Source organism: Nonomuraea sp. NPDC050547 (genome assembly GCF_044457345.1).
Taxonomy (GTDB): domain Bacteria; phylum Actinomycetota; class Actinomycetes; order Streptosporangiales; family Streptosporangiaceae; genus Nonomuraea.
This window is the reverse complement of sequence record NZ_JBITGW010000001.1, coordinates 765,569-785,309: the sequence shown is the minus strand read 5'-3', so window position 1 is coordinate 785,309 and position 19,741 is coordinate 765,569. Positions and strand designations below refer to the sequence as shown.

The 19,741-nt window shown below is 70.6% G+C and carries 20 protein-coding genes; 5 read left to right on the top strand and 15 right to left on the bottom strand.

The window, feature by feature from the left end:
• Position 1: 1 nt before the first annotated feature.
• Entirely contained in the window at positions 2-553 is a 552-nt protein-coding gene (locus tag ACIBHY_RS03655; RefSeq protein ID WP_397305834.1) for a hypothetical protein, read from the bottom strand.
• Between the two features lie 103 nt (positions 554-656).
• Here ACIBHY_RS03655 and ACIBHY_RS03650 point away from each other — a divergent pair, with 103 nt between their 5' ends.
• Both ACIBHY_RS03650 and nuoH read left to right on the top strand, forming a co-directional pair.
• The gene (locus ACIBHY_RS03650) at positions 657-1,451 is read left to right on the top strand and encodes a helix-turn-helix transcriptional regulator (RefSeq protein ID WP_397305954.1); all 795 of its coding nucleotides are present in this window, start codon (positions 657-659) and stop codon (positions 1,449-1,451) included.
• A 33-nt stretch (positions 1,452-1,484) separates the two neighbouring features.
• Positions 1,485-2,711: an NADH-quinone oxidoreductase subunit NuoH gene (gene nuoH, locus ACIBHY_RS03645; RefSeq protein WP_397305833.1), complete on the top strand. Its 1,227-nt coding sequence runs from the start codon at positions 1,485-1,487 to the stop codon at positions 2,709-2,711.
• On the opposite strand, the gene ACIBHY_RS03640 is transcribed toward nuoH, so the two are convergent.
• The 11 genes from ACIBHY_RS03640 to ACIBHY_RS03590 form a co-directional block, all read right to left on the bottom strand.
• Positions 2,687-3,274, bottom strand: coding sequence for a 4'-phosphopantetheinyl transferase family protein (locus ACIBHY_RS03640; RefSeq protein WP_397305830.1), 588 nt, complete (start codon positions 3,272-3,274; stop codon positions 2,687-2,689). The two genes, nuoH and ACIBHY_RS03640, sit on opposite strands and share 25 nt — an antisense overlap.
• 17 nt (positions 3,275-3,291) lie before the next feature.
• Positions 3,292-3,951 carry a hypothetical protein gene (locus ACIBHY_RS03635; protein WP_397305828.1) on the bottom strand — a complete coding sequence of 220 codons (660 nt, stop codon included), beginning with the start codon at positions 3,949-3,951 and terminating at the stop codon, positions 3,292-3,294.
• The gene (locus tag ACIBHY_RS03630) at positions 3,948-5,285 is read right to left on the bottom strand and encodes an MlaD family protein (protein WP_397305827.1); all 1,338 of its coding nucleotides are present in this window, start codon (positions 5,283-5,285) and stop codon (positions 3,948-3,950) included. Before ACIBHY_RS03630 ends, ACIBHY_RS03635 begins: the two co-directional genes overlap by 4 nt.
• Positions 5,282-6,313, bottom strand: coding sequence for an MCE family protein (locus ACIBHY_RS03625; protein ID WP_397246522.1), 1,032 nt, complete (start codon positions 6,311-6,313; stop codon positions 5,282-5,284). Before ACIBHY_RS03625 ends, ACIBHY_RS03630 begins: the two co-directional genes overlap by 4 nt.
• A complete protein-coding gene (locus ACIBHY_RS03620; RefSeq protein WP_397246520.1) occupies positions 6,310-7,341 on the bottom strand; it encodes an MCE family protein in 1,032 nt (343 codons plus the stop codon). The genes ACIBHY_RS03625 and ACIBHY_RS03620 overlap by 4 nt, the downstream gene beginning before the upstream one ends.
• Positions 7,338-8,363: an MlaD family protein gene (locus ACIBHY_RS03615; RefSeq protein ID WP_397305826.1), complete on the bottom strand. Its 1,026-nt coding sequence runs from the start codon at positions 8,361-8,363 to the stop codon at positions 7,338-7,340. The genes ACIBHY_RS03620 and ACIBHY_RS03615 overlap by 4 nt, the downstream gene beginning before the upstream one ends.
• A complete protein-coding gene (locus ACIBHY_RS03610; RefSeq protein ID WP_397305825.1) occupies positions 8,354-9,433 on the bottom strand; it encodes an MCE family protein in 1,080 nt (359 codons plus the stop codon). Before ACIBHY_RS03610 ends, ACIBHY_RS03615 begins: the two co-directional genes overlap by 10 nt.
• Position 9,434: 1 nt before the next feature.
• The gene (locus tag ACIBHY_RS03605) at positions 9,435-10,454 is read right to left on the bottom strand and encodes an MCE family protein (protein ID WP_397305824.1); all 1,020 of its coding nucleotides are present in this window, start codon (positions 10,452-10,454) and stop codon (positions 9,435-9,437) included.
• 5 nt (positions 10,455-10,459) lie between these two features.
• Complete coding sequence (locus ACIBHY_RS03600; protein WP_397246512.1) at positions 10,460-11,314, bottom strand: ABC transporter permease; 855 nt, start codon at positions 11,312-11,314, stop codon at positions 10,460-10,462.
• Complete coding sequence (locus tag ACIBHY_RS03595) at positions 11,314-12,099, bottom strand: MlaE family ABC transporter permease (protein ID WP_379612901.1); 786 nt, start codon at positions 12,097-12,099, stop codon at positions 11,314-11,316. The genes ACIBHY_RS03600 and ACIBHY_RS03595 overlap by 1 nt, the downstream gene beginning before the upstream one ends.
• 171 nt (positions 12,100-12,270) lie before the next feature.
• Complete coding sequence (locus tag ACIBHY_RS03590; protein ID WP_397305822.1) at positions 12,271-13,218, bottom strand: cation diffusion facilitator family transporter; 948 nt, start codon at positions 13,216-13,218, stop codon at positions 12,271-12,273.
• 185 nt (positions 13,219-13,403) lie between these two features.
• Between ACIBHY_RS03590 and ACIBHY_RS03585 the strand changes: the two genes are divergently transcribed.
• From ACIBHY_RS03585 to ACIBHY_RS03575, 3 genes are read left to right on the top strand one after another with little or no spacing between them, the layout of a single operon-like run.
• Complete coding sequence (locus tag ACIBHY_RS03585) at positions 13,404-13,862, top strand: MarR family winged helix-turn-helix transcriptional regulator (RefSeq protein WP_184960989.1); 459 nt, start codon at positions 13,404-13,406, stop codon at positions 13,860-13,862.
• Between the two features lie 59 nt (positions 13,863-13,921).
• The gene (locus ACIBHY_RS03580) at positions 13,922-14,566 is read left to right on the top strand and encodes an LppX_LprAFG lipoprotein (protein WP_397305821.1); all 645 of its coding nucleotides are present in this window, start codon (positions 13,922-13,924) and stop codon (positions 14,564-14,566) included.
• The gene (locus tag ACIBHY_RS03575; RefSeq protein WP_397305819.1) at positions 14,563-16,092 is read left to right on the top strand and encodes an MFS transporter; all 1,530 of its coding nucleotides are present in this window, start codon (positions 14,563-14,565) and stop codon (positions 16,090-16,092) included. The genes ACIBHY_RS03580 and ACIBHY_RS03575 overlap by 4 nt, the downstream gene beginning before the upstream one ends.
• Here the strand turns inward: ACIBHY_RS03575 and aspS are convergent.
• The 3 genes from aspS to cmk all read right to left on the bottom strand — a co-directional run bounded on the left by aspS (position 16,043) and on the right by cmk (position 19,690).
• Positions 16,043-17,278: an aspartate--tRNA(Asn) ligase gene (aspS, locus tag ACIBHY_RS03570; RefSeq protein ID WP_397305817.1), complete on the bottom strand. Its 1,236-nt coding sequence runs from the start codon at positions 17,276-17,278 to the stop codon at positions 16,043-16,045. The two genes, ACIBHY_RS03575 and aspS, sit on opposite strands and share 50 nt — an antisense overlap.
• A gap of 262 nt (positions 17,279-17,540) precedes the next feature.
• Positions 17,541-18,947 (bottom strand): ribosome biogenesis GTPase Der, encoded by a 1,407-nt coding sequence (gene der / locus ACIBHY_RS03565; protein WP_379612907.1) that lies wholly within the window; start codon positions 18,945-18,947, stop codon positions 17,541-17,543.
• Between the two features lie 38 nt (positions 18,948-18,985).
• Positions 18,986-19,690: a (d)CMP kinase gene (gene cmk, locus ACIBHY_RS03560; protein WP_397305816.1), complete on the bottom strand. Its 705-nt coding sequence runs from the start codon at positions 19,688-19,690 to the stop codon at positions 18,986-18,988.
• Between the last annotated feature and the right edge of the window lie 51 nt (positions 19,691-19,741).

Genomic DNA, 19,741 nt, shown 5'->3' with positions numbered 1-19,741 from the left:
GCTAGAGCATGAAGACGAGCTGGACGGCGATGACCACGTCCACGACCCCGCACCACTCGGCGTAGCTGCGGGCCACGACCTTGTCGAGCTTGAGGTGCACGAAGTCCCAGACCCCGTGGAAGAACCACCCGGCAGCCACCAGATACCGCCCGATCTCAGGGTCGACGATCAGCCCCGCGAAGGCCAGCGCCCCGAACGCCAGCATCCCCACGGCCTGGACCCGCAGGGTCCCGGAGCTCCTGAGCTGCCCGTCGACCGCGCCCCAGACGAGGACGACCAGCGCCATCCCCGCATACACGAACGCGGGCTCGACCACGTCCAGCACCCGCAGCCCGACGACGAGCGCGAGCCCCATCACGAGCCCCGGCCAGGTGGCCTCGCGCCGGCCGAGCTTGGCGACGACGAGGTAGAGCAGCGGCAGGATCAGCAGCGTGCCCGCGAGCGAGCCCACCGCCTCGTCCGATCGGCCGCCGCCGGCGGTGAGGGCGGACATGGCCAGCGCGAGGGCGGTGGGCCAGCGGTTCCTGAGCCACCGGAGTGTTGTCGATGTCATGACTCAAACCTCGGCCCGCCGGCCGTCAAAGGGCAGATGCGGAACGCACGACTCGGCCATGCGGTTTCCCTCTGGCCGCGGGAAGGGGCAGGCTGGGCGGGTGATGGCGATTCACTCGCTGCCCACGCGGCCGCAGGCGGAACCGTACGAGATGACCGCCCGGCTGCCGCCGCCGTGGCTGCGTCCGTACGTGCTGGGGTGGGCCGGGTTTCGCGCGGGCCAGGCGGATCGGTCCAGCCGGATGCTGCCGCTCAACGCGGCCACGCTGATCGTCGACTTCACCGGCCTGGACGCGATCGTCACCGGCCCTCGTGCCGCCGTGACGTTCTCGGCCCGTTCGCCGTGGCGGCACGGGGTCGCGCTCGGGCTCACCCCCGCCGGGATGTCGGCGCTGACGGGCGCGCCGCTGCGCGAGGTGACCGGGACGACCGTGCGGCTGGACGACCTGATGGGCGCCCGCGCCGAGGAGCTGACCGGGCGGCTGACGGCGGCGGCGGGCTGGGCGGAGCGCTTCGGCCTGCTGGAGGAGCGGCTGACGGCGTGGCTGCGTCCCGGCGCCGGCCGCGACGAGCTGGTCATGCGCGCCTGGTCGCGGCTGCAGGATCCGGCCGGGCCGCCCACGATCGCCGCCCTCGCCGGTGAGCTGGGCGTCAGCCGCCGCCATGTCGAGCTCGGGTTCCGCCGGGTGGTGGGGTTGTCGCCCAAGACGGTGGCCAGGATCGCCCGGTTCCAGCGGACCGTGGACACCTGGAGGCGGCCGCAGGCCCGGCTGGACACCGCCCTCGCCTGCGGTTACGCCGACCAGTCCCATCTGGCCAGGGAGGTCCGGGCGATGGCGGAGATGACGCCGAAACAGCTGTTCGCATTCGTTCAATACACCGATCGGCTCGCCGGTTAGCGTGACCTTCCTCTGCGGAAGGGGCACCACGTCATGGCCGATCCGACCCTCGCCGACTTCGGCGCGGACCCGTTGTGGATCATCATCGCGAAGGCGGTGATGCTCTTCCTCTTTCTGGCGCTGGGCGTCGTCTTCGGGGTCTGGTTCGAGCGCAAGCTGATCGCGCGCATGCAGCACCGTCGCGGGCCCAGCCGGGCCGGACCGTCCGGCATCCTGCAGTCGGTCGCGGACGCGATCAAGATGGGCCTGAAGGAGGACCTGTTCCCGCGCGCGGTGGACCGGGTGCTGTACCTCCTGGCGCCGGTCATCATGGTGGTGCCGGCGTTCCTGGCCTTCTCGGTCGTGCCGTTCGGGCCGGTGGTGAGCCTGTTCGGGGTGCGGACGCCGCTGCAGCTGGCGGACCTGCCCGTGGCGGTGCTGTTCACGCTGGCCATGGGCGCGGTGTCGGTGTACGGGGTGGTGCTGGCCGGGTGGTCGTCGCGCTCGCCGTACGCGCTGCTGGGCGGGTTGCGGAGCGCGGCGCAGGTGGTCTCCTACGAGATCGCCATGGGACTGTCGTTCGTCGGCGTGTTCCTGGTCGCCGGGACGCTGTCCACCTCGGAGATCGTCGGGGCGCAGGAGCGGACCTGGTTCGCGGTGCTGCTGCTGCCGTCGTTTCTCATCTACGTGGTCTGCGTGTTCGGCGAGGCCGCGCGCATCCCGTTCGACCTGCCCGAGGGTGAGGGCGAGCTGGTCGGCGGGTTCCAGACCGAGTACTCCTCGTCGCTGAAGTTCGCCCTGATCATGATGGGCGAGTACCTGCACACGTTCACCGCGTCGGCGATGGCGATCACGCTGTTCCTGGGCGGGTGGCGGGCGCCCTTCGGCCTGCCGGACGAGGGCTGGTGGGGACCGCTGTGGTTCCTCGTCAAGTTCGTGCTGGTCTTCTGCTTCGTCGTGTGGGTACGCGCCTCGTTGCCGCGTGTCCGCTATGACCAGTTGATGGCGCTGGGCTGGAAGGTGCTGATCCCGGCCGGCCTGGCCTGGATCATGGTGGTGGCGGCGGTGCGCAACCTGGTGGTGAACGGCGCCGAGCCGCTGGGCATCGGCCTCGGCGTGGTCATCGTGGCCGGCACGCTGGCCGTCTGGCTACGGTTCGACACCGTGCGACAGCGGCGCGAGGAGGCGCGGCAGACGGAGCTGTCCCGCGTGCCCACGGCCGGCGGCTTCCCGGTGCCGCCGCTCGACCTCCCGCACTACCACAACGGCTCCCGGCCATGAGGCACCCGCTCGGCCTTCACGTCGGTGACCGCCACCACCACGACGTCCGGCGGTTCCCGCCATTCGAGCACGTGGTGCCCGTCCCACGCGATCGGGGCGCGGACCGTGTCCAGGGACAGTTCACCGCGTTTGATGAGCGCTTCCTTGCGCGCCCACAGGCGGATCAGCTCGGTGTTGTCGGTGATGCTCGTGGGCGCGGCGATCTGGGCCGCCAGCGTGGTGTCGAAGGCGCCCGGGGGGACCCGTTCCGCGTCGACGCCCACCTTTCCCGGTCCCGCCGCCGCGGCGACGTAGCCGCGCGTGTGGCTCAGGCTGACGCCGAGGCCGGGGAACTCCTTCAGGTACGGCCGGCCGTGCCCCTCCCCGTGGATCTCGCAGTACTGCAGCAGGGTGAGCGTGGCCGGGTCGGCGTCCAGGCAGGCCGCGGCGCTGAGCCGTACCAGAAGGTGGGCGGCGACGAACGCGCGGCGGTCTGCCTCGTGCACGAAGCGGGCCGAGCGCGCGCGCTCGACGTCGGTGAGCCAGGCGGCGGGGGCGAGCACCTGCTCGGGACGCGCGCCCATGACGACGGCGGTGGCGGCTACTTCTTCTTGGTCGGGGTGGGGCTCGGGTCGGCCAGGGGTGTGCCGTCCTTGTTGTACTGGTTCTCCTGGGCCGCGCCGAGCACCGTGACCTCGCGAACCTTCCATGACCCCTTCTCCCGCACCAGAGCGATCTTCAGGTGCGAGTCCTTGACGCTTCTGATCGCCTTGGCGGTCGTCACCTGTTGGTCCACCACCACAATGGCATGGGCGGAGGACTGGTCGGCATCGGCGAGGTAGACGTCGCGGACGGTGGCGACGGAGACGGCCTGCAGCTTGACGATGACCTGTTCCATCACGCCGCCGAAGGCGTCGTCGTAGGTGTTGAGGAAGTCGCCGGTGGCCATGGCCATGAGCTTGGTCCTGGTGGCCTGCAGGCTCTGGTAGTCGTAGCTGAGCAGCGACTGGCCGAAGGTGTGCGCGGCCTGGGAGACTTCCAGGCGCAGGGCCCGGTCGGCCTCCAGCGCGGCGCGGGCGTCCTGGGCGCGGCCCGCTGACATCCACTGGAGTACGGCCGTCGCGGCGAGGGCGGCGACGAGCATGGCGGCCACGGCGCCCATGATCTTCATGCGGAGACCGGAGTCGACCTTCGCCTGAGCCTCGGTCTCAACCTCTACGTCAGGCTCAGCCTTCGCGGGGGTTTCCTGGTCAGTGGTCATGAAAGCTCCGTTTCGCGCCGGCGGGCGGCACGGCCCACCGCGATCCAGCCCACGATGCCACCACCCGCGACGACCGCGAGGAAAATCGCGGCGATCAGGGGCGTGTGGTCGAGCGGGGTGTCGGCCGAGGCCGTCCTGGCGGGGACGTCCTTCTTCGGGGTCGGTGTCGCCTCTGTGGCAGGCTCCTGCTTCTTCCCGGAGGTCACGGGACGGGCCGCGCGCGCCTCCTCCTCGCGGGGGCGCTCGTCCTTCTCCGGGCGCTCCGCGGCGGCCTCGGGAGCGGCGGGCGCCCGCTTCGGGCAGGCACGCAGGCCCGGGATGGCCGGGGGCCCCAGCGGCTCGGCGTACTCCTCGGCCACCTTCGGCCCGCCCGGCACGCTGAAGACGAACATGTTGCGCCCGTAGACGGTGCCGTCGCGGCGGTCGCTGATGTCGTCGGCCAGGCTGAGCGCCGTCGGCATCGTGCTCAGCAGGTGGTGGATGTTCCGCTCGGAATCCGGGGAGAAGATCGGCTTGTGCGGCGTCCCGGCCGCCGACAGCAGGCAGGAGAAGCCCGGCCTGGCCCGCTGGAGCAGCCCGTCGATCTGCGCGAACACCCCAGGCCCCTGGTCCAGGAACGCGTTGAGGTCCTGCCGCGACTCCACCAGCGAGGAGGTCACCAGCTCGGTGTTCTCGATCCCCGAGGCCAGCTCGTTCCTCTTCCCGGCCAGCGTGTGGGTCAGCTCGGTGAGCTGCACCGACAGCTCGTCGAGTACCTCGGAGTTGTCGGCCAGCGTGTCGGTCAGGCCGTGGGCGTCGTCGACGATGCTCCTGATCGCCGGCGAGCGCCCCTCCAGCGCCACGGCCAGCTCGTGCGTGATCGTCTTGGCGTCCTTGGGCGGGACCGCGTTGAGCAGCTTGCCCACACCCTCGAACAACTTCTTGTAGTCCAGCGGCACCGACGTCTCGCGCAGCGGGATCGTGTCGCCGGGCGCGAGGTTCTGGCCGGTCATCGTCTTGGGCGGGGACAGCTCCACGTACGGCTCGCCGATCGCCGACTTGCGCCGGACCTCGGCCGTCAGCGCCTTGGGCAGCCGGACCTCCCGCTCGATGTCGAGGCCCACGACGATCTTGCCGGGCGCCAGCCGTACGTCGCCGATCCGCCCGACCCGCACGCCCAGGTAGGCGACGTCGAAGCCGCGGATCAGGCCGGGCGAGGACTCGAACTCGGCCGAGACCCGGTACGGCTGCTCGATCGCGTCCAGCTTGATGATCGTGGTGAACGCCCAGATCGTCATCACGATGCCCAGCAGCGCGAAGAAGCCCAGGTTGAGGTAGATGCGCAGGTTCTTCATCGCGGCGGCTCCCACAGCAGCTGGAAGTCCTTGAGCTGGTTCGGCAGCGCCGGCGGCTCGACCTTGATGTCGTTGGGGATGACGCCCCTGCTGTCGTTGACCAGCAGGCCCTTCAGCCAGACGTAGATGAGCACCTGGCCGTTGACGGTGATCGGCGGCGTGTCGATGAAGTACTGGATCCTGGCCATGAGGCGCTTGAGATCCTCCTTGCCGCGCACCATCGCGCCGGTGACGCCGTCCAGTTCGCGCATGATCGTGCGCAGGCGGGCCGCGTGGCGCGGGTAGACGGTGGTGTTGGCCTCCTCGGCCAGGCCGGTCAGCGCGACGATGGCCTTCTTCACGTGCTTGCGCCCGTGCGCGATCCTGGCGGTCGCCGCGGCCAGCGTGCCGGGCAGCTTGTCCAGTTCCTTCTCGCCCTTGGCCAGGTCGTCGCCGAGCCGCGCCAGGTAGTCGACGGTGGCCGCCAATTCGGTGCGGGCGGCGGCGTAGCTGTCGGTGACCTCGGCGGTCTGCCTGATGAGCTTGTTGACGTCGCCGCCCTTGCCGGCGAAGGCGGTCGAGGCGGCGTCCAGGATGGCGTTGACGTCCTGCGCGCCGATGGCCTCGATGAGCGGACCGGCCTTCTCGGTGACCTGCTCGATGTCGGGCTCCACCGAGGTGTCGGTGATCGTCGCGCCCTCGGGCAGGTACGGACCGGTGGACAGGTCCTTGCCCGGCGGCGGGCTGAGCGCGACGTAGTTCTCGCCCAGCACCGAGGTCTTGGCCACCGTCGCGGTCGTGCCCCGCGGGACCCGGTGCGCGCCGTCGATCTCCATGGTGACCCTGGCCTGGTAGCCCTGCAGCCGGATCTCGGTGACCGAGCCCACCTTGACGTCGGAGACCTGCACGCTGTGGCCGGCGACCAGGCTCTGCACGTCGTCGAAGGTCGCGTGGAGCGTCAGGTCGCCGCTCGTCCCGCCGAGCGTCTGGAGCGAGCACGAGGTGGTGATCGCCAGGGCGAGCAGGCCGGTCAGGGCGCGCGCTCTCATCGTCCGCCCTTCTTCTTCTGGAACGGGCAGTTGCTGAGCTGACCGGGCAGGCACGGCACCTTGCCCAGGTTCAGCGCGTCGAACAACGGCTGCAGCCACGCCCTGGTCATCGCGTTGAGCACGACGCGGATCTTCAGCAGGTGGTTCTTCCTATCCCACGCCTCGACCAGCACGTCGGCGAAGTCGGCCGCGCCCTTGATCCCCGCGGCCAGCGACTCGCTGTTGGCCCGCACGGTCAGCACCAGCTCGGCCAGCGTCCCCGCGGCTCTGGGCAGGCGCTCGGAGTACTCCTCGATGATCACGTCGCCGCGCCGGACGAAGTCCGCCATGCCCGCGATGAAGCCGCGCAGCCTGCGGCGTTCCTCGGCCAGGATCGCGCTCGCCTCGGAGAAGGCGTCGATGGCCCTGGTCACCTGGCCCTGGCGGTCGTTGAGGCTGGTGGCCAGCCGGTTCAGGCCCTTGGCCAGGTCGATGAGCTGCTGGTCCTGCTTGGCGAGTGTGCCGGTCAGCTCGGCGGTGTCGGAGAGCGCGTTGTTGATCGTCTTGCCGCGCCCGCGTACGCCGTCGGCCAGGTTGCCCGCGACGTCGCCGAGCTTCTCGTCGTCCAGGGCGTCGGTCAGCTTCGTGAAGGCGTCCAGCGCGTCGTCGATCTCCACCGGCAGGTCCGTACGCCCCAGCGGGATGACCGCGCCCGGCCCGGCCCGCCGCTCACCCGGCTTCCACGGCGGATACAGCACCACGTTGCGCTCGCCGAGCGTGTTCTGCGGCGCGACCACCGCCTTCACCTGCTCCGGCAGCGGCACCCGCGCGTCCACCGACATCGTCACCCGGACCTTGTCGCCCTCGATCGCGATCCGCTCCACGTACCCGGCGTCCAGGCCCATCACCTTCACGCGCGCCTGCTCGTACAGCGAGGGCGCGCTCGAGAAGATCGCGGTGATCGTGTACGGCGCCGCCCCGCCCACCAGCCCGCACCCTCCGGAGGAGACCAGCAGGAGCGTCGCCACGAGCAGCTTCAGCACTCTCATCGGTCGTTCTTCCTGTCCTTGGCGATGGCGCCCAGCACCTCCGGGTTGATCGGGCCGAGCCCGGTGGCGATCGCCTCGATCCAGGGCCCCTGGCCGCCCATGGTCGCCAGGCCGGAGAACGTCGGGCCGATCCAGGCCACGAGCTTGTTGAACTCCTGGTTGCTCGCGTTGAGCCGCGTGGTGATCGCGCCGTTGTCGTCGAGGACCTGGACGAGTGCCTTCTCGTGCTCGTTGATCAGCTTGGTGGTGCTCTGGACCAGGTCGCTGCCGTCGCCCAGCAGCGTGCGCAGCTCGTTCCTGCGGCCGCGCAGCTCGTTCAGCATGATCTCGATGGCGTCGATCAGGCGGGCCAGTTGCTTGTCCTTCTTCTCCAGCAGGTCCATGATCCGGGTGCCGTTGTCGAGGAGCTTCCGCAGCTGGGGCTCGCTCTCGCTGATGGTGTCGGACAGGTCGCCGATGTTCTTCAGCAGGCGGGTGATGCGGCCGCGTTCGCTGGTGTCGATCTTGCCGAGCTCGGTGAGCAGTGCGTCCACGGCGTCGGTGTCCAGGGCCTTGACCAGGCGGGTGGCGTCCTTGACCGCGTCGTTGATCAGCGTGGGGGTGCCGGTGCGCTCCACCGGGATGCGGCGCTGTCCCTCGGGGAGCTGGTCCATGAAGGGGGCGGCGACCGGGCCGGTCAGCCTGAGGTAGCGGCCGCCGAGGAGGTTGGACAGGGCGATGTCGGCCCGGGTGGTGCGGCCGAGCCGTACGTCGGAGTCGACGCGCCAGGTGACCACGACGTGGCCCTGCGCGTAGTCCGCGCGGACCTCCGTCACCTCGCCGACGCGCACGCCCGCCACCCGCACGTCCTGCCCGCCGCGCAGGCCGCCGGAGTCGGTGAAGGTCCCCGACATCGTGTAGCCGCCCTCCAGCAGGCCCAGGCTGCCCACCAGGAACGTGGCGACCAGCAGCGAGCCGAGCACGGCCATCGACACGAGGCCGACGACGATCTTGTTGCGGTCGCGGAAGGACTTCAGGGCCATCGGTCACCCACCATGAGCTTCCGCAGGTCCTGGGTGCTGGCGATCTTCTTGCTGCCGCGCAGCGGGGGCGGCGTGGTCATCGGGTACGGGCACGGCGACGGGCCCAGGGCCACGCATGGGACCGCGGAGATGAAGTAGTGGCCGCGGTTGACGCTGGAGTAGGCGCGCTCGAACAGCGGGCGGAAGGTGTTGACCGTCTTCTCGATGGTGCCCACGTTGCGCCGGATGCCGCCGGTCAGGCGCGACAGGTTGTCCACGAGCGCGCCCAGTTCGCCGGCGTTCTTGCCGAGCACCTCGTTGGAGGTGTGCAGGGTCGCGCTCAGCTCCACGATCGAGTCGTCGATGAGCTTCCTGTTGCCCGCGAACGCCTCCGACAGCACCACCAGGTTGTCGACCAGCTGGGAGATCTGCTCGTCGCGCTTGGCGACCACGCCGCTGACGGTCGCGTAGTCCTTCAGCAGGCCGCGGATCGTCTCCCTGCGCTCGGTGAGCGTGCCGGTGATGGCGTTGACGTTGTCGAGCAGCCTCGGGATGTTCTTGTCGTTGCCCTTGAGCGCCTTGGCGGCGGCGGTGAGCAGCTGGTTGATCTGCTCGGGGTCCAGGCTCCTGGTCAGCGGGCCGAGATCGCTGACCAGCTCGCCGATGTCCACGACCGAGGCGGTGCGGGCGATGCGCGCGCCGGGCGGCAGGCGGTCCTTGGCGGTGCCGGGCAGCAGGTAGACCACGCGCTGGCCCACGGCGTTGCGCCAGCGGATCGCCGCCTCGGTGTCGGAGGGCACGGTGACGCCCTCCTGCACCTCCATGGTGACCTCGGCTCTGCCGTTCACCACCTTGATGGTGGCGACCTGCCCGATGGGCGCGCCCGCGATCTTGACCTGGTCGCCCTCCACCAGGCCGGAGACGTCGTCGAAGGTCGCGACGAGGTTGTAGCCGCCGCCGGTGGCGACCCGGGCGATCTGGACGGTGATCAGCCCGATCAGGCCCGCCGCGACGCCGAAGAACAGCGCGAACTTCACCAGGGTCCAGCGGCGCCGCACGATCTGCGGCGAGGTCCTGGCGGGGGCCGCCACCTCAGCGCCTCCCGTCGGTCGGGCCGCAGGCGCCGACGATCAGCTCGCAGATGTCGGTCGAGACGAACGCCTCCACCTGGATCTGCCGGGCGCCGTCCGGGCCCGGCGCCTCGATCAGCTCGTTCAGCAGGTCCACGAGCGTGCGCAGCCCGCGTACGCCGTCGCCGGCCAGGCCGAGCTGGGCGTAGATGAGCGCGGCCACCCGCTCGCCCGAGTGCACGCCGGCGCGCAGGTTCTGCCGGTGCTTGCGCAGGCCGTGCGCGGTCAGGTCGGAGATGTCGGTCATCTCCTTGAGCAGGGCGCGTACCTTGTCGGCGCGCTTCAGCAGGTCGGGGGTGATCGTGTTGATGTCCTCGCCGATGGCCACGAGCTCGTCGCCCTTGCCGGCCAGCGCGCCCGACAGGGCGGCCGTGTCGCGCAGGAAGCGCTGGGCCAGCCCGCGGTGCTTGTGCGCGACGCCGACGACCGTGCCCGCGTCGTCGATCAGCTCGCGCAGGTCCTCGCCCTGTCCCTCCAGGCCCTTGGCGAGCGTGTGCACGATGACCGTGACCTCGCGCGGGTCGACCGCGTCCAGGCCGCGGTAGGCGTCGCCGAGCGTGTCGGACAGGTCCAGCGGGTCCTCGGTCCTCGTGATGACCGCCCCGCTGCCGAGGTACGGCCCCGCCCGCTCCCCCGAGCCGAGCTTCAGGTTGACGTACTTGGGCCCGAAGACCGACGCCGGCTCGATCGAGGCGACCGCCGACCGCGGCACCCGCACGCCCGCCTGCACGTGCATGGTCACCACCGCCTGCCCCTTGGCGTTGAGCGCGACACCGGTCACGTCGCCCACGGTGATGCCGCGGATCTTGACCGGCGAGTTCGTGTCCATGCCCTGCCCGGCGCGGCCGAAGACCGCGTCGATCCGGGTCCCGCTCACCTGGGAGGCGTTGCGCACGATGAAGACCGTGGCCGCCACCAGCGCCACGACCACCAGGGCGGCGATCGCCATCCGGGTGGGCAGGGTGAGTTCCTTGCGTCCCATGCCCCTCACCCCGTCAGCTTCACGCTGCCGCCGCCACCCCAGAACAGGTACGACAACAACAGGTTGAGCAGGACGATCGTGACGATCGACTGGCGGATCGCGCGCCCGGCCGCGACGCCCACGCCGACCGGGCCGCCGGTGGCGTGGAAGCCGTGGTAGCAGTGGATGACGATGACCGTGAACGCGAACACCCCGACCTTGGCGACGCTGAAGACGATGTCGCTGACCGGGAGGTACAGGTAGAAGTAGTAGTCGTAGACGCCCGGCGCCAGGCCGAACAGCACCGTGCTCATCAGCCGGGTGGCGAAGAAGCTGGCGAACAACGCGATCAGGTAGATCGGCATCAGCGCCAGCAGCGCCGCCACCACGCGGGTGCAGATCAGGTAGGTGAAGGCGTTGATGCCCATCACCTCCAGCGCGTCGATCTCCTCCGAGATCCGCATCGCGCCCAGCTCCGCCGTGAACGCCGAGCCGACCTGCGCGGCCAGCGCCGTGGCGGCGATGATCGGCGTGATCTCGCGGACGTTGGCGAAGCTGCCCACCAGGCCCATGAACGACTCGGCGCCGATCGCCTGGAGCCCCTGGTATCCCTGGAGCCCGACGGTGGCGCCCACGACGAAGGCCATCGTGAACACCACGAAGATCATGCCGCCGCCGATGACCGTGGCGCCCACGCCGATCACGACGTCGCTGACCTGCCGCATGACGACCTTGAAGTAGCGCAGGCGCAGGACGATGTCGCGTACGGAGTAGAACAGCACCCGCCAGACGAACAACGGCCAGTCGGCGAGCGTGGCGAACTTCTCGCCGATCTCCCGGCCCTGCCGGGCGAACCTGAGGCCCGCCGTACGGGTGGCCATCACAGCGCCTTGGGCGGGTAGGCGAGGAAGTAGACGGCGGAGATCACGTAGTTGAACGCGAAGACCAGCATGAACGTCACCACGGTGGACTGGTTGACCGCCCGCCCGACGCCGACCGGGCTGGTCGCGCAGGTCATGCCCTTGTAGCAGGCGACGGCCGCGGCGATGAAGCCGAACACCCACGCCTTGAAGAGGGTGACGTAGAGGTCGGAGCCGACGACGAGCGAGAGCGCGCCGTCGAAGTACGCGCCGGGGGTGACGCCCTGGACGACGACGTTGAAGAAGTAGCCGCCCGAGGCGCCGGCCAGGATGACCAGCGGGCACAGGCACACGGCGACGGTGCTGGCCGCCCACATGCGCGGCGTGACCAGCCGGTGGATGGGGTTGACGGACATGACCTCCATCGCGCTCAGCTCGTCGCGGATGTGGCGGGCGCCGATGTCGGAGGTCATGGCGCTGCCTCCGGCGCCGGCGATGAGCAGGGCGCTGGCCAGCGGGGCGACCTCCCGGATGAGGCCGACGAAGACGGCGCTGCCGGTGGCGGAGGCGGCGCCGAGCTGCCAGGCCAGCTCGCCCACCTGGAGGGCCACGGTGGCGCCGAGCGGCAGCGAGACCAGGAGCACGGGCACACTCGTCACCCGGGCCAGGAACCAGCACTGCTCGACGAACTCCCACCACCAGCTTCTGACGTCCCAGGTACGCCGCAGGCCCTCCAGGACGATGACGAAAAGCTCACCCACCTGTCCCAGGGCCGACCCGGCCTTCCGGCCGACGTAACCGGCCATCAGCGCTCCGCCTTGGTTACCGTCATGACCACCTCGTGAACCGGGGCGACTCCGGAGCAGTCACCTTACTGACGAGTTGTCCAGTAGGTCGATGCTTTCTGCTGAATTTGCGCAAAAGCTATGAGACCCGGCTCACCTGTTGTCAGCCCACCACGAAATGTGACAACCCCGTTACCACTGACGTTCCGGCCGCTCCTGGCGGCGGGTGGGGGTCGGGTCGAGGTAGACCTGGGAGATCGTGGGCACGTGCGCGCGCAGCCGCCGGTCCACCTGGTCACAGGCGATCTCCACCCCGGCCGCGCTCGCCGCGTCGTCGAAATCGATCTTGGCCGCGACCAGCAGCCGCCCCGGCCCCAGGTACATGGTCAGCAGCTCGACCACGTCGGCCACCTCCGGCTGCGCCAGCAGCAGGGCCCGGATCTCCGTCTCCACCGGCCGCGGCGCCGCCTGCCCGATCAGCAGCGAGACGTTGGCCGCGATCAACGCCAGCGCCACGACCAGCAGCAGCACCCCGATCGCGACCGACGCCGCCCCGTCCCACAGCGCCGACCCGCTGAGCTGCGAACCCAGCAGCCCGCCCGCGGCGATGACCAGCCCGGCCAGCGCGGCGGCGTCCTCCAGCATGACCGCCTTGAGCGCGGTGTCGGAGGTGCGGGCGACCAGCCGCACCGGCCCGATCCCCCACCGCCGCGCCTCGCGGCGCGCCTGGGAGAGCCCCTTCAGGAACGAGACGCCCTCGATGACGAACGACACCCCGAGCACCACGTAGGAGAGGGTGAAGTCGCCCAGCGACTCGCCGTGGACGATCGTGTGCGCCCCGTGCGTGATGGAGAACCCGGCCCCGCCCACCAGCGTGGCCACGGCCGCCATCATCGCCCAGAAGAACCCGGCCTTGCCGTACCCGAAGGGATGGCGCCGATCGGCCGGCTTGCCCGCCTGCCGGACCGCGACCAGGAGCAGGACCTCCGTCACCGTGTCGGCGGCGGAGTGGGCCGCCTCCGACAGCATCGCGGCGGATCCGCTGATCAGGCCCGCGACCAGCTTGGCCACGGCGATGGCCAGGTTGGCCAGGCCGGCGACCAGCACCGTCCAGAAGCTCTCCCCCGCGCCCTCAGCCATGGGCATCACTCTACGTGAGCGATCTTGAGCATCTTCGAAATCAGGTGACTCCACAACGAAGCGCCCATGAAAGCGCGCACCAAAGCGCGAAGCGGCTCCGGGAACACATGGGTATGCGGGTTTCGACACAGGTCCGGCAGGGTTTGAGGAGGGGAGCAGGCGCTCGCGAGAGGTAGATTGAGATCATGAACGCCCCTCGTTGGCTGACCGACACCGAGCAACGCGCATGGCGTGCTCATCTCGCTCTGCACAAGCTGCTGATGCACCGCCTCGATCGGGAGTTGCAGGAGTTCGAGTTGTCGCTCAACGACTACGAGATCCTGGTCAACCTCTCCGAGAGCCCGGAGCGCAGGATGCGGATGAGCGACCTGGCCGACGCCACGATCCAGTCACGCAGCCGCCTGTCGCACCAGATCTCCCGCATGGAGGCCAAGGGCCTGGTGGTCAGGGAGGACTGCCGCGACGACCGTCGTGGAACGTTCGCAGTGCTCACCGAGCAGGGCTGGGAGACGATCCAGCGGGTGGCGCCCCACCACGTGGCCAGCGTCCGCGAGCACTTCGTGGACCGGCTCACCGACGACCAGCTCGACGAGCTCGACGCCGCGTACACGCCGATCGTGGAGCATCTCAAGAAGCTGCGCTGACACCCAACCGATATCGGCGACCGGCCCGTGGGCTCCCGCGCGCTCGCTACGATCCGGACATGCTGAGAAAGCTGCTGATCGTCCTTGCTCTAGCGCTGGCCGCGGCCTGCTCGTCCGGCGGCGGGGCGGCGCTGCCCAGCGGTCCCGACCTGATGACGAAGTCCGCCGAGGCGATGAAGTCGGTCAAGTCCGCCTCGTTCGCGATCGCCACCGAGGGCAAGCCCAAGGTGCAGATACGCAAGGCCGACGGCCGGTTGACCTCCGCCGGCGACGCCGACGGCACGCTCACCATCGAGGTGTTCGGCAGCCTGCAGGAGATCAGCTTCTTCGTGGTCGGCGACACCGTCCACTTCAAGGGCCCGACCGGCGGCTTCCAGAAGATGTCGAAGAAGGATCTGGCCCAGATCTACGACCCGTCGCTGATCCTGTCGCCCGCCGAGGGCATCGCCAAGCTCCTGTCGACGGCCACGGACCCGCGGGTCGAGGGCGAGGAGGGCGCGGCGTACACGGTCGCGGCCACCTTCTCGCCCGAGGTCCTGGGCAAGCTGATCCCCGGCGTCTCCCAGGGCGTGAACGGCCGGCTCCTGATCGACAAGGCCTCCTCCCGCCTGACCAAGGCCACCCTGCCGTTGCAGGACGGCTCGGTGATCGTCTCGTTCAGCGACTACGACGCCCCGGTCACGATCACCCCGCCCGCGGGATGAAGGCGGCGCGCCGGGTCGCCCTCGGCGTGGGCGGGACGGTGGTGCTGCTGGCCGCGCTCGACGCCTACGTCGTGGTGACCGTCCTGATCGACATCGCCACCGAGGTCGGCGTACCGCTGAACCACCTGGAGCGGGCCACGCCGGTGGTGACCGGCTTCCTGCTCGGCTACATCGCCGCGATGCCGCTGCTCGGGCAACTGTCCGACCGGTACGGCCGGCGTCCCCTGATCCACGCCTGCCTGGCCGCGTTCGCGCTGGGCTCCCTGCTGACCGCGCTGGCCGGATCGCTGCCCATGGTCGTGGGCGGGCGCGCCCTTCAGGGCATCGCCGGCGGCGCGCTGCTCCCGATCACGATGGCGCTCATCGGCGACCTGTGGGACGAGCGCGAACGCCCCGTCGCCCTGGGCGCGGTCGGCGCCGCCCAGGAGCTCGGCAGCGCCCTGGGCCCGCTCTACGGCGGCGTGCTGGCGCTGATCCCGGCCTTCCAGGTGTTCGGGGTGGAGCTGGGCGGCTGGCACGCCATCTTCTGGATCAACCTCCCGCTGGCCGCGCTGGCCGCGATCGCGGTGCAGCGCACGGTTCCCGGCCGCCCGCCGGTCCCGGTCGCCCTGGCGGGAGCCAGGATCGACACCGTGGGCGGCGTGCTGCTCGCGCTCGCGCTGGCCCTGCTGGTCGTCGGCTTCTACAACAACGACCCGGCCAAGGCGATCCTGCCGCCGTGGGGCCTGCCGGCGATCGCCGCCGGCCTCGTCGTCGGCGCGGTGTTCGTCTGGTGGGAGATCCGCTCGCCGGTACGCCTGCTCGACCTGGCCGGCGCCCGTAAGGGCCCGCTGCTGGCCACGCTCGGCGTCAGCTTCCTCGCCGGCGCCGCACTGCTGGTCACCATGGTGTTCGTGCAGTTCACCGCGCAGACGCTGCTGGGCCTGGAGGCGCTGGAGGCCGCGCTGGTGCTGGGCCGCTTCCTCATCGCGCTGCCGGTCGGCGCGGTGCTCGGCGGCGTGCTGGCCCGCAGGCTCGGCGACCGCCCGGTCACGGTCGCCGGCCTGCTCGTCGCCACCGTGGGATACGTGCTGATGAACCGCTGGCCGCTCGACCTGACCGGGCACCCGATCGACCTCGCGCTCATCGTCGCCGGCCTCGGCCTGGGCCTGGTCATCGCGCCGATCTCGGCCGCGGTCCTGCGCGTGACCCCGGCGGTCCAGCACGGCGTCGCCTCCGCCGCCGTCGTCGTGGCCAGGATGATGGGCATGCTCATCGGCATCGCGGGCGTGTCCGCCTGGGGCTTCTACCGCTTCCAGTCGCTGACCGCCGACCTCGACACCCCGCTGCCCGTCGGCGTCGACGCGGCCACCTACGCCCAGCAGCTGGCCGTCTACACCGCGAAGGTGAAGGCGGCCCTGCACGTGGAGTACACCGAGATGTTCCTCGTGACCGCCGTGCTCTGCCTGCTGGGCGCCGTGGTGGCCCTCTGGATGCCTACGGCGAGAGGCGATGCAGGTCGCGCGGGAACAGAGTCGCCTGCCTGATGTTCGCCGCGCCGGTCAGCCGGGCCGTCCAGCGTTCCAGGCCGATGGCGAAGCCGCCGTGCGGCGGCATGCCGTACGCGAAGGCCTGCAGATATCCCCGGTACGGCTCCGCCGCCTCCCCCCGCTCGGCCAGCGCGGCGAGGTAGTCGGCGTGCCGGTGCAGCCGCTGCCCGCCCGTGACCAGCTCCAGCCCGCGAAACAGCAGGTCGAAGCCGTTGGAGGAGCCGGGCCTGGCCGGGTCGGGATGGGTGTAGAACGGACGCTTGGCCATCGGGTAGCCGGTGACGAACAGGAAGTCCGAGCCGTGCTCGCGCCGCGCCCACTCCGACAGCTCGCGCTCACGCGCCGGTGACAGGTCGGGCTCGTCGCTGACGTCGGAGAAGTGCACCGCCGGGATCTCGGCGGGCACCTCGGGCAGCAGGTCGCGGGCCTTCGGGACGCGGTGCCGTACCGACTCGACCATGCCCGCGACGGCCTCGCGCAGGACCGCCATGACGTCGCGGTGGTCGGTGACGAAGCCGAGCTCGGCGTCGAGGCTGGTGTACTGCGCCAGGTGGCGGGCGGTGTCGTGCGGCTCGGCGCGGAAGACGGGCCCGACCTCGTAGACGCGTTCGAAGACGCCGACCATCATCTGCTTGTAGAACTGCGGCGACTGGGCCAGGTAGGCGCGGCCGCCGAAGTAGTCGACGGAGAAGACGTTCGCGCCGGATTCGGTGGCCGACTCGACCAGCTTGGGCGTGTGGATCTCGGTGAACGCCAGCCGGTCCAGCGTCTCCCGGAACCCCGCCACGCTGGCCGCGGAGATCTCCAGCGGCAGGCGGAGCGCGGGATGGCGAAGGGCCAGCGGCGCGTGGTCGAGCACGGTCGGCAGCGCCGCGCTCACCTCGGGGCGGAACAGCTCGAACGGCGGCTGGGCGGCCTCGCCCAGCACGGTGATCTCGGGTTCGGTGATCTCCACGCCGCCGGGCGCCCGCGCGCTGGGCGTGGCGATCCCGGTGATCTCGACGACGCTCTCCTCACCCGGCAGATCCGGGCTGGTCGTGACCGCTTGGGCCAGGCCCGCACGGTCGCGTACGACGAGGAACGACACGGATTTCAGCTGCCGGCGGCGATGAACCCATCCGGCGATCTTGACTCGTTGCCCGGCGTGCTCGGAGAGCTCCGCCGACAGGACACGAGAGATCATCACAACTCCTCGGGGAAGATGCATGACCCCTTGGGAGTGCGGGGGAGAAGGGAGCTCCCGGTGCCACCGCACTTTCGCCGCCCCGCGAGGAGGCGGCCTCCACGACCCGATGACGGGGGTCAGGCCGGCGGGGCATTTCCTCCCCGCACTCGGGAGTGTCTTCGCCCGGGGCGCGGGGCCGCCTTCTCAGCTGCCGGCGGCTCTCTGGACCCGCGTGGTCCCCGGACTACTCATCTCCGTCTACGCGTTGCCGGTCAACTTATCATTTCTTGGCCGGGGCCCCGCCGCTCTTGCGCTTCTCGCGGATCTTCATCGTCACCTCAAGGGGCGAACCGGCGAAGCCGAACTCCTCGCGCAGCCGGCGTTCGATGAAGCGCCGGTAGGTGTCCTCCAGCCAGCCCGAGGTGAACAGCACGAACTTCGGCGGCTCGGTGGACGCCTGCGTGGCGAACAGGATCTTGGGCTGCTTGCCGCCACGCACCGGCGGGGGCGTCGCCTGGACCAGCTCGGTGAGGAAGGCGTTGAGCCGGGACGTCGGCACCCGGGTGGACCAGGAGTCGAGCGCCTTCTCCAGCGCCGGGACGAGCCGGTCGACGTGCCGGCCGGTCTTGGCGGAGATGTTGACGCGCAGCGCCCACGGGGTCCGCACGAGCTGCCGGTCGATCTCCTTCTCCAGGTAGTAGCGCCGGTCCTCGTCGACCAGGTCCCACTTGTTGAAGGCCACGACCATGGCCCGGCCGGACTCGATGACCAGCCCGATGATGCGCAGGTCCTGCTCGGTGAGCGGCTCGGAGGCGTCGATGAGCACGACCGCCACCTCGGCCTTCTCGAGCGCGGCGCGGGTGCGCATGGCGGCGTAGAAGTCGGCGCCCTGCAGCTCGCGGTCGCGGCGGCGGATGCCGGCGGTGTCGACGAAGCGCCACGGCTTGCCGCCGAGCTCGATCAGCTCGTCGACCGGGTCGCGGGTGGTGCCCGCCATCGGGTCGACCAGCACCCGGTCCTCCCCCGCGAGCTTGTTGAGCAGGGAGGACTTGCCGACGTTGGGCTTGCCGAGCAGCGCCACCCGGTGCGGGCCGCCCTGCTCGCCGAACTTCAGCTCGGGCGTCTCCGGCAGCGCGTCCAGCACGATGTCGAGGAGGTCGCCGCTGGAGCGCCCGTGCAGGGCCGAGACGGGGTACGGCTCGCCGAGCCCCAGCGCCCACAGCCCGGAGGCCTCCAGCTCAAGCTGCTGGTTGTCGACCTTGTTGGCGGCCAGGATGACCGGCTTGCCGGACTGGCGCAGCACGTTGCCGACGATCTCGTCGGCGTCGGTGGCGCCCACGGTGGCGTCGACCACGAACAGGATCACGTCGGCGAGCTGGACGGCCACCTGGGCCTGCTCGGCGATGCGCAGGTTCATGCCGGTGGCGTCGGGGTCCCAGCCGCCGGTGTCGACCACGGTGAAGCGGCGCCCGCGCCAGTTGGCGTCGTAGGCGACACGGTCGCGGGTGACGCCCGGCACGTCTTCCACGACCGCCTCGCGGCGGCCGATGATGCGGTTGACCAGCGTGGACTTGCCGACGTTCGGGCGTCCGACGATGGCCACGACGGGCAGCGGCCCGCTGTCGTCGTCATGGTCACTGATCTGCAGGTCGTCGAACTCAGCCTCGACCCAGTCCCCCGTGTTCACGATGTTCTCGTCCTTCGTGTGAGTACCGCACCTGAAGGTCAGGCGCGCTCGTCTACCCGGTCGCGCTCGCTCCGGAGCCCGCCCGGGCCTCCTTGCCGGGCGACCACACTCAGCACCGCGTCGATGACCTCTTGCAGGGTCAGCGGCGTGGTGTCGAGCTCGATGGCGCCATCCGCCATCGACAGTGGATCTGCCTTACGTGTCGAGTCCAGGGTGTCACGCCTGGCCATGGCGGCCTGCTGCGCCTCCACCGTGGTGCCCGACAGCTCCGCGGTGCGCCGCAGGGCGCGCGCCTCCGCGCTGGCGGTGAGGTAGATCTTGACCGCCGCCTCCGGCCAGACGACCGTGCCGATGTCGCGGCCTTCGACCACGATGCCGCCGGCGCCGATGATCTCCCGCTGCAGGGCGACCAGACGGGTCCGCACCTCGGGCACCGCGGCCACCGCCGAGACGGAGCCGGTGACCTCGCCCGTGCGGATCGGCCCGGCGACGTCGGTGGCGCCCACGTGGATGGTCGGCCCGTCCGGGTCGGTGCCGGTGACGATCTCGGGCTCGCCGCAGCGCGCCGCGACGGCGGCCGGATCGGCCACGTCGACGCCCTGTTCGAGCATCCACCAGGTCATCGCCCGGTACATCGCCCCGGTGTCCAGGTAGCGCAGGCGCAGCACACGGGCCACCCCGCGCGACACACTCGACTTGCCCGACCCCGAAGGGCCGTCCATGGCGACGACCAGACCGGCCACGGTCTCTCCCTCTTCACGGCTTTACCTCAACCTGAAGAGGCTACCGCCTCC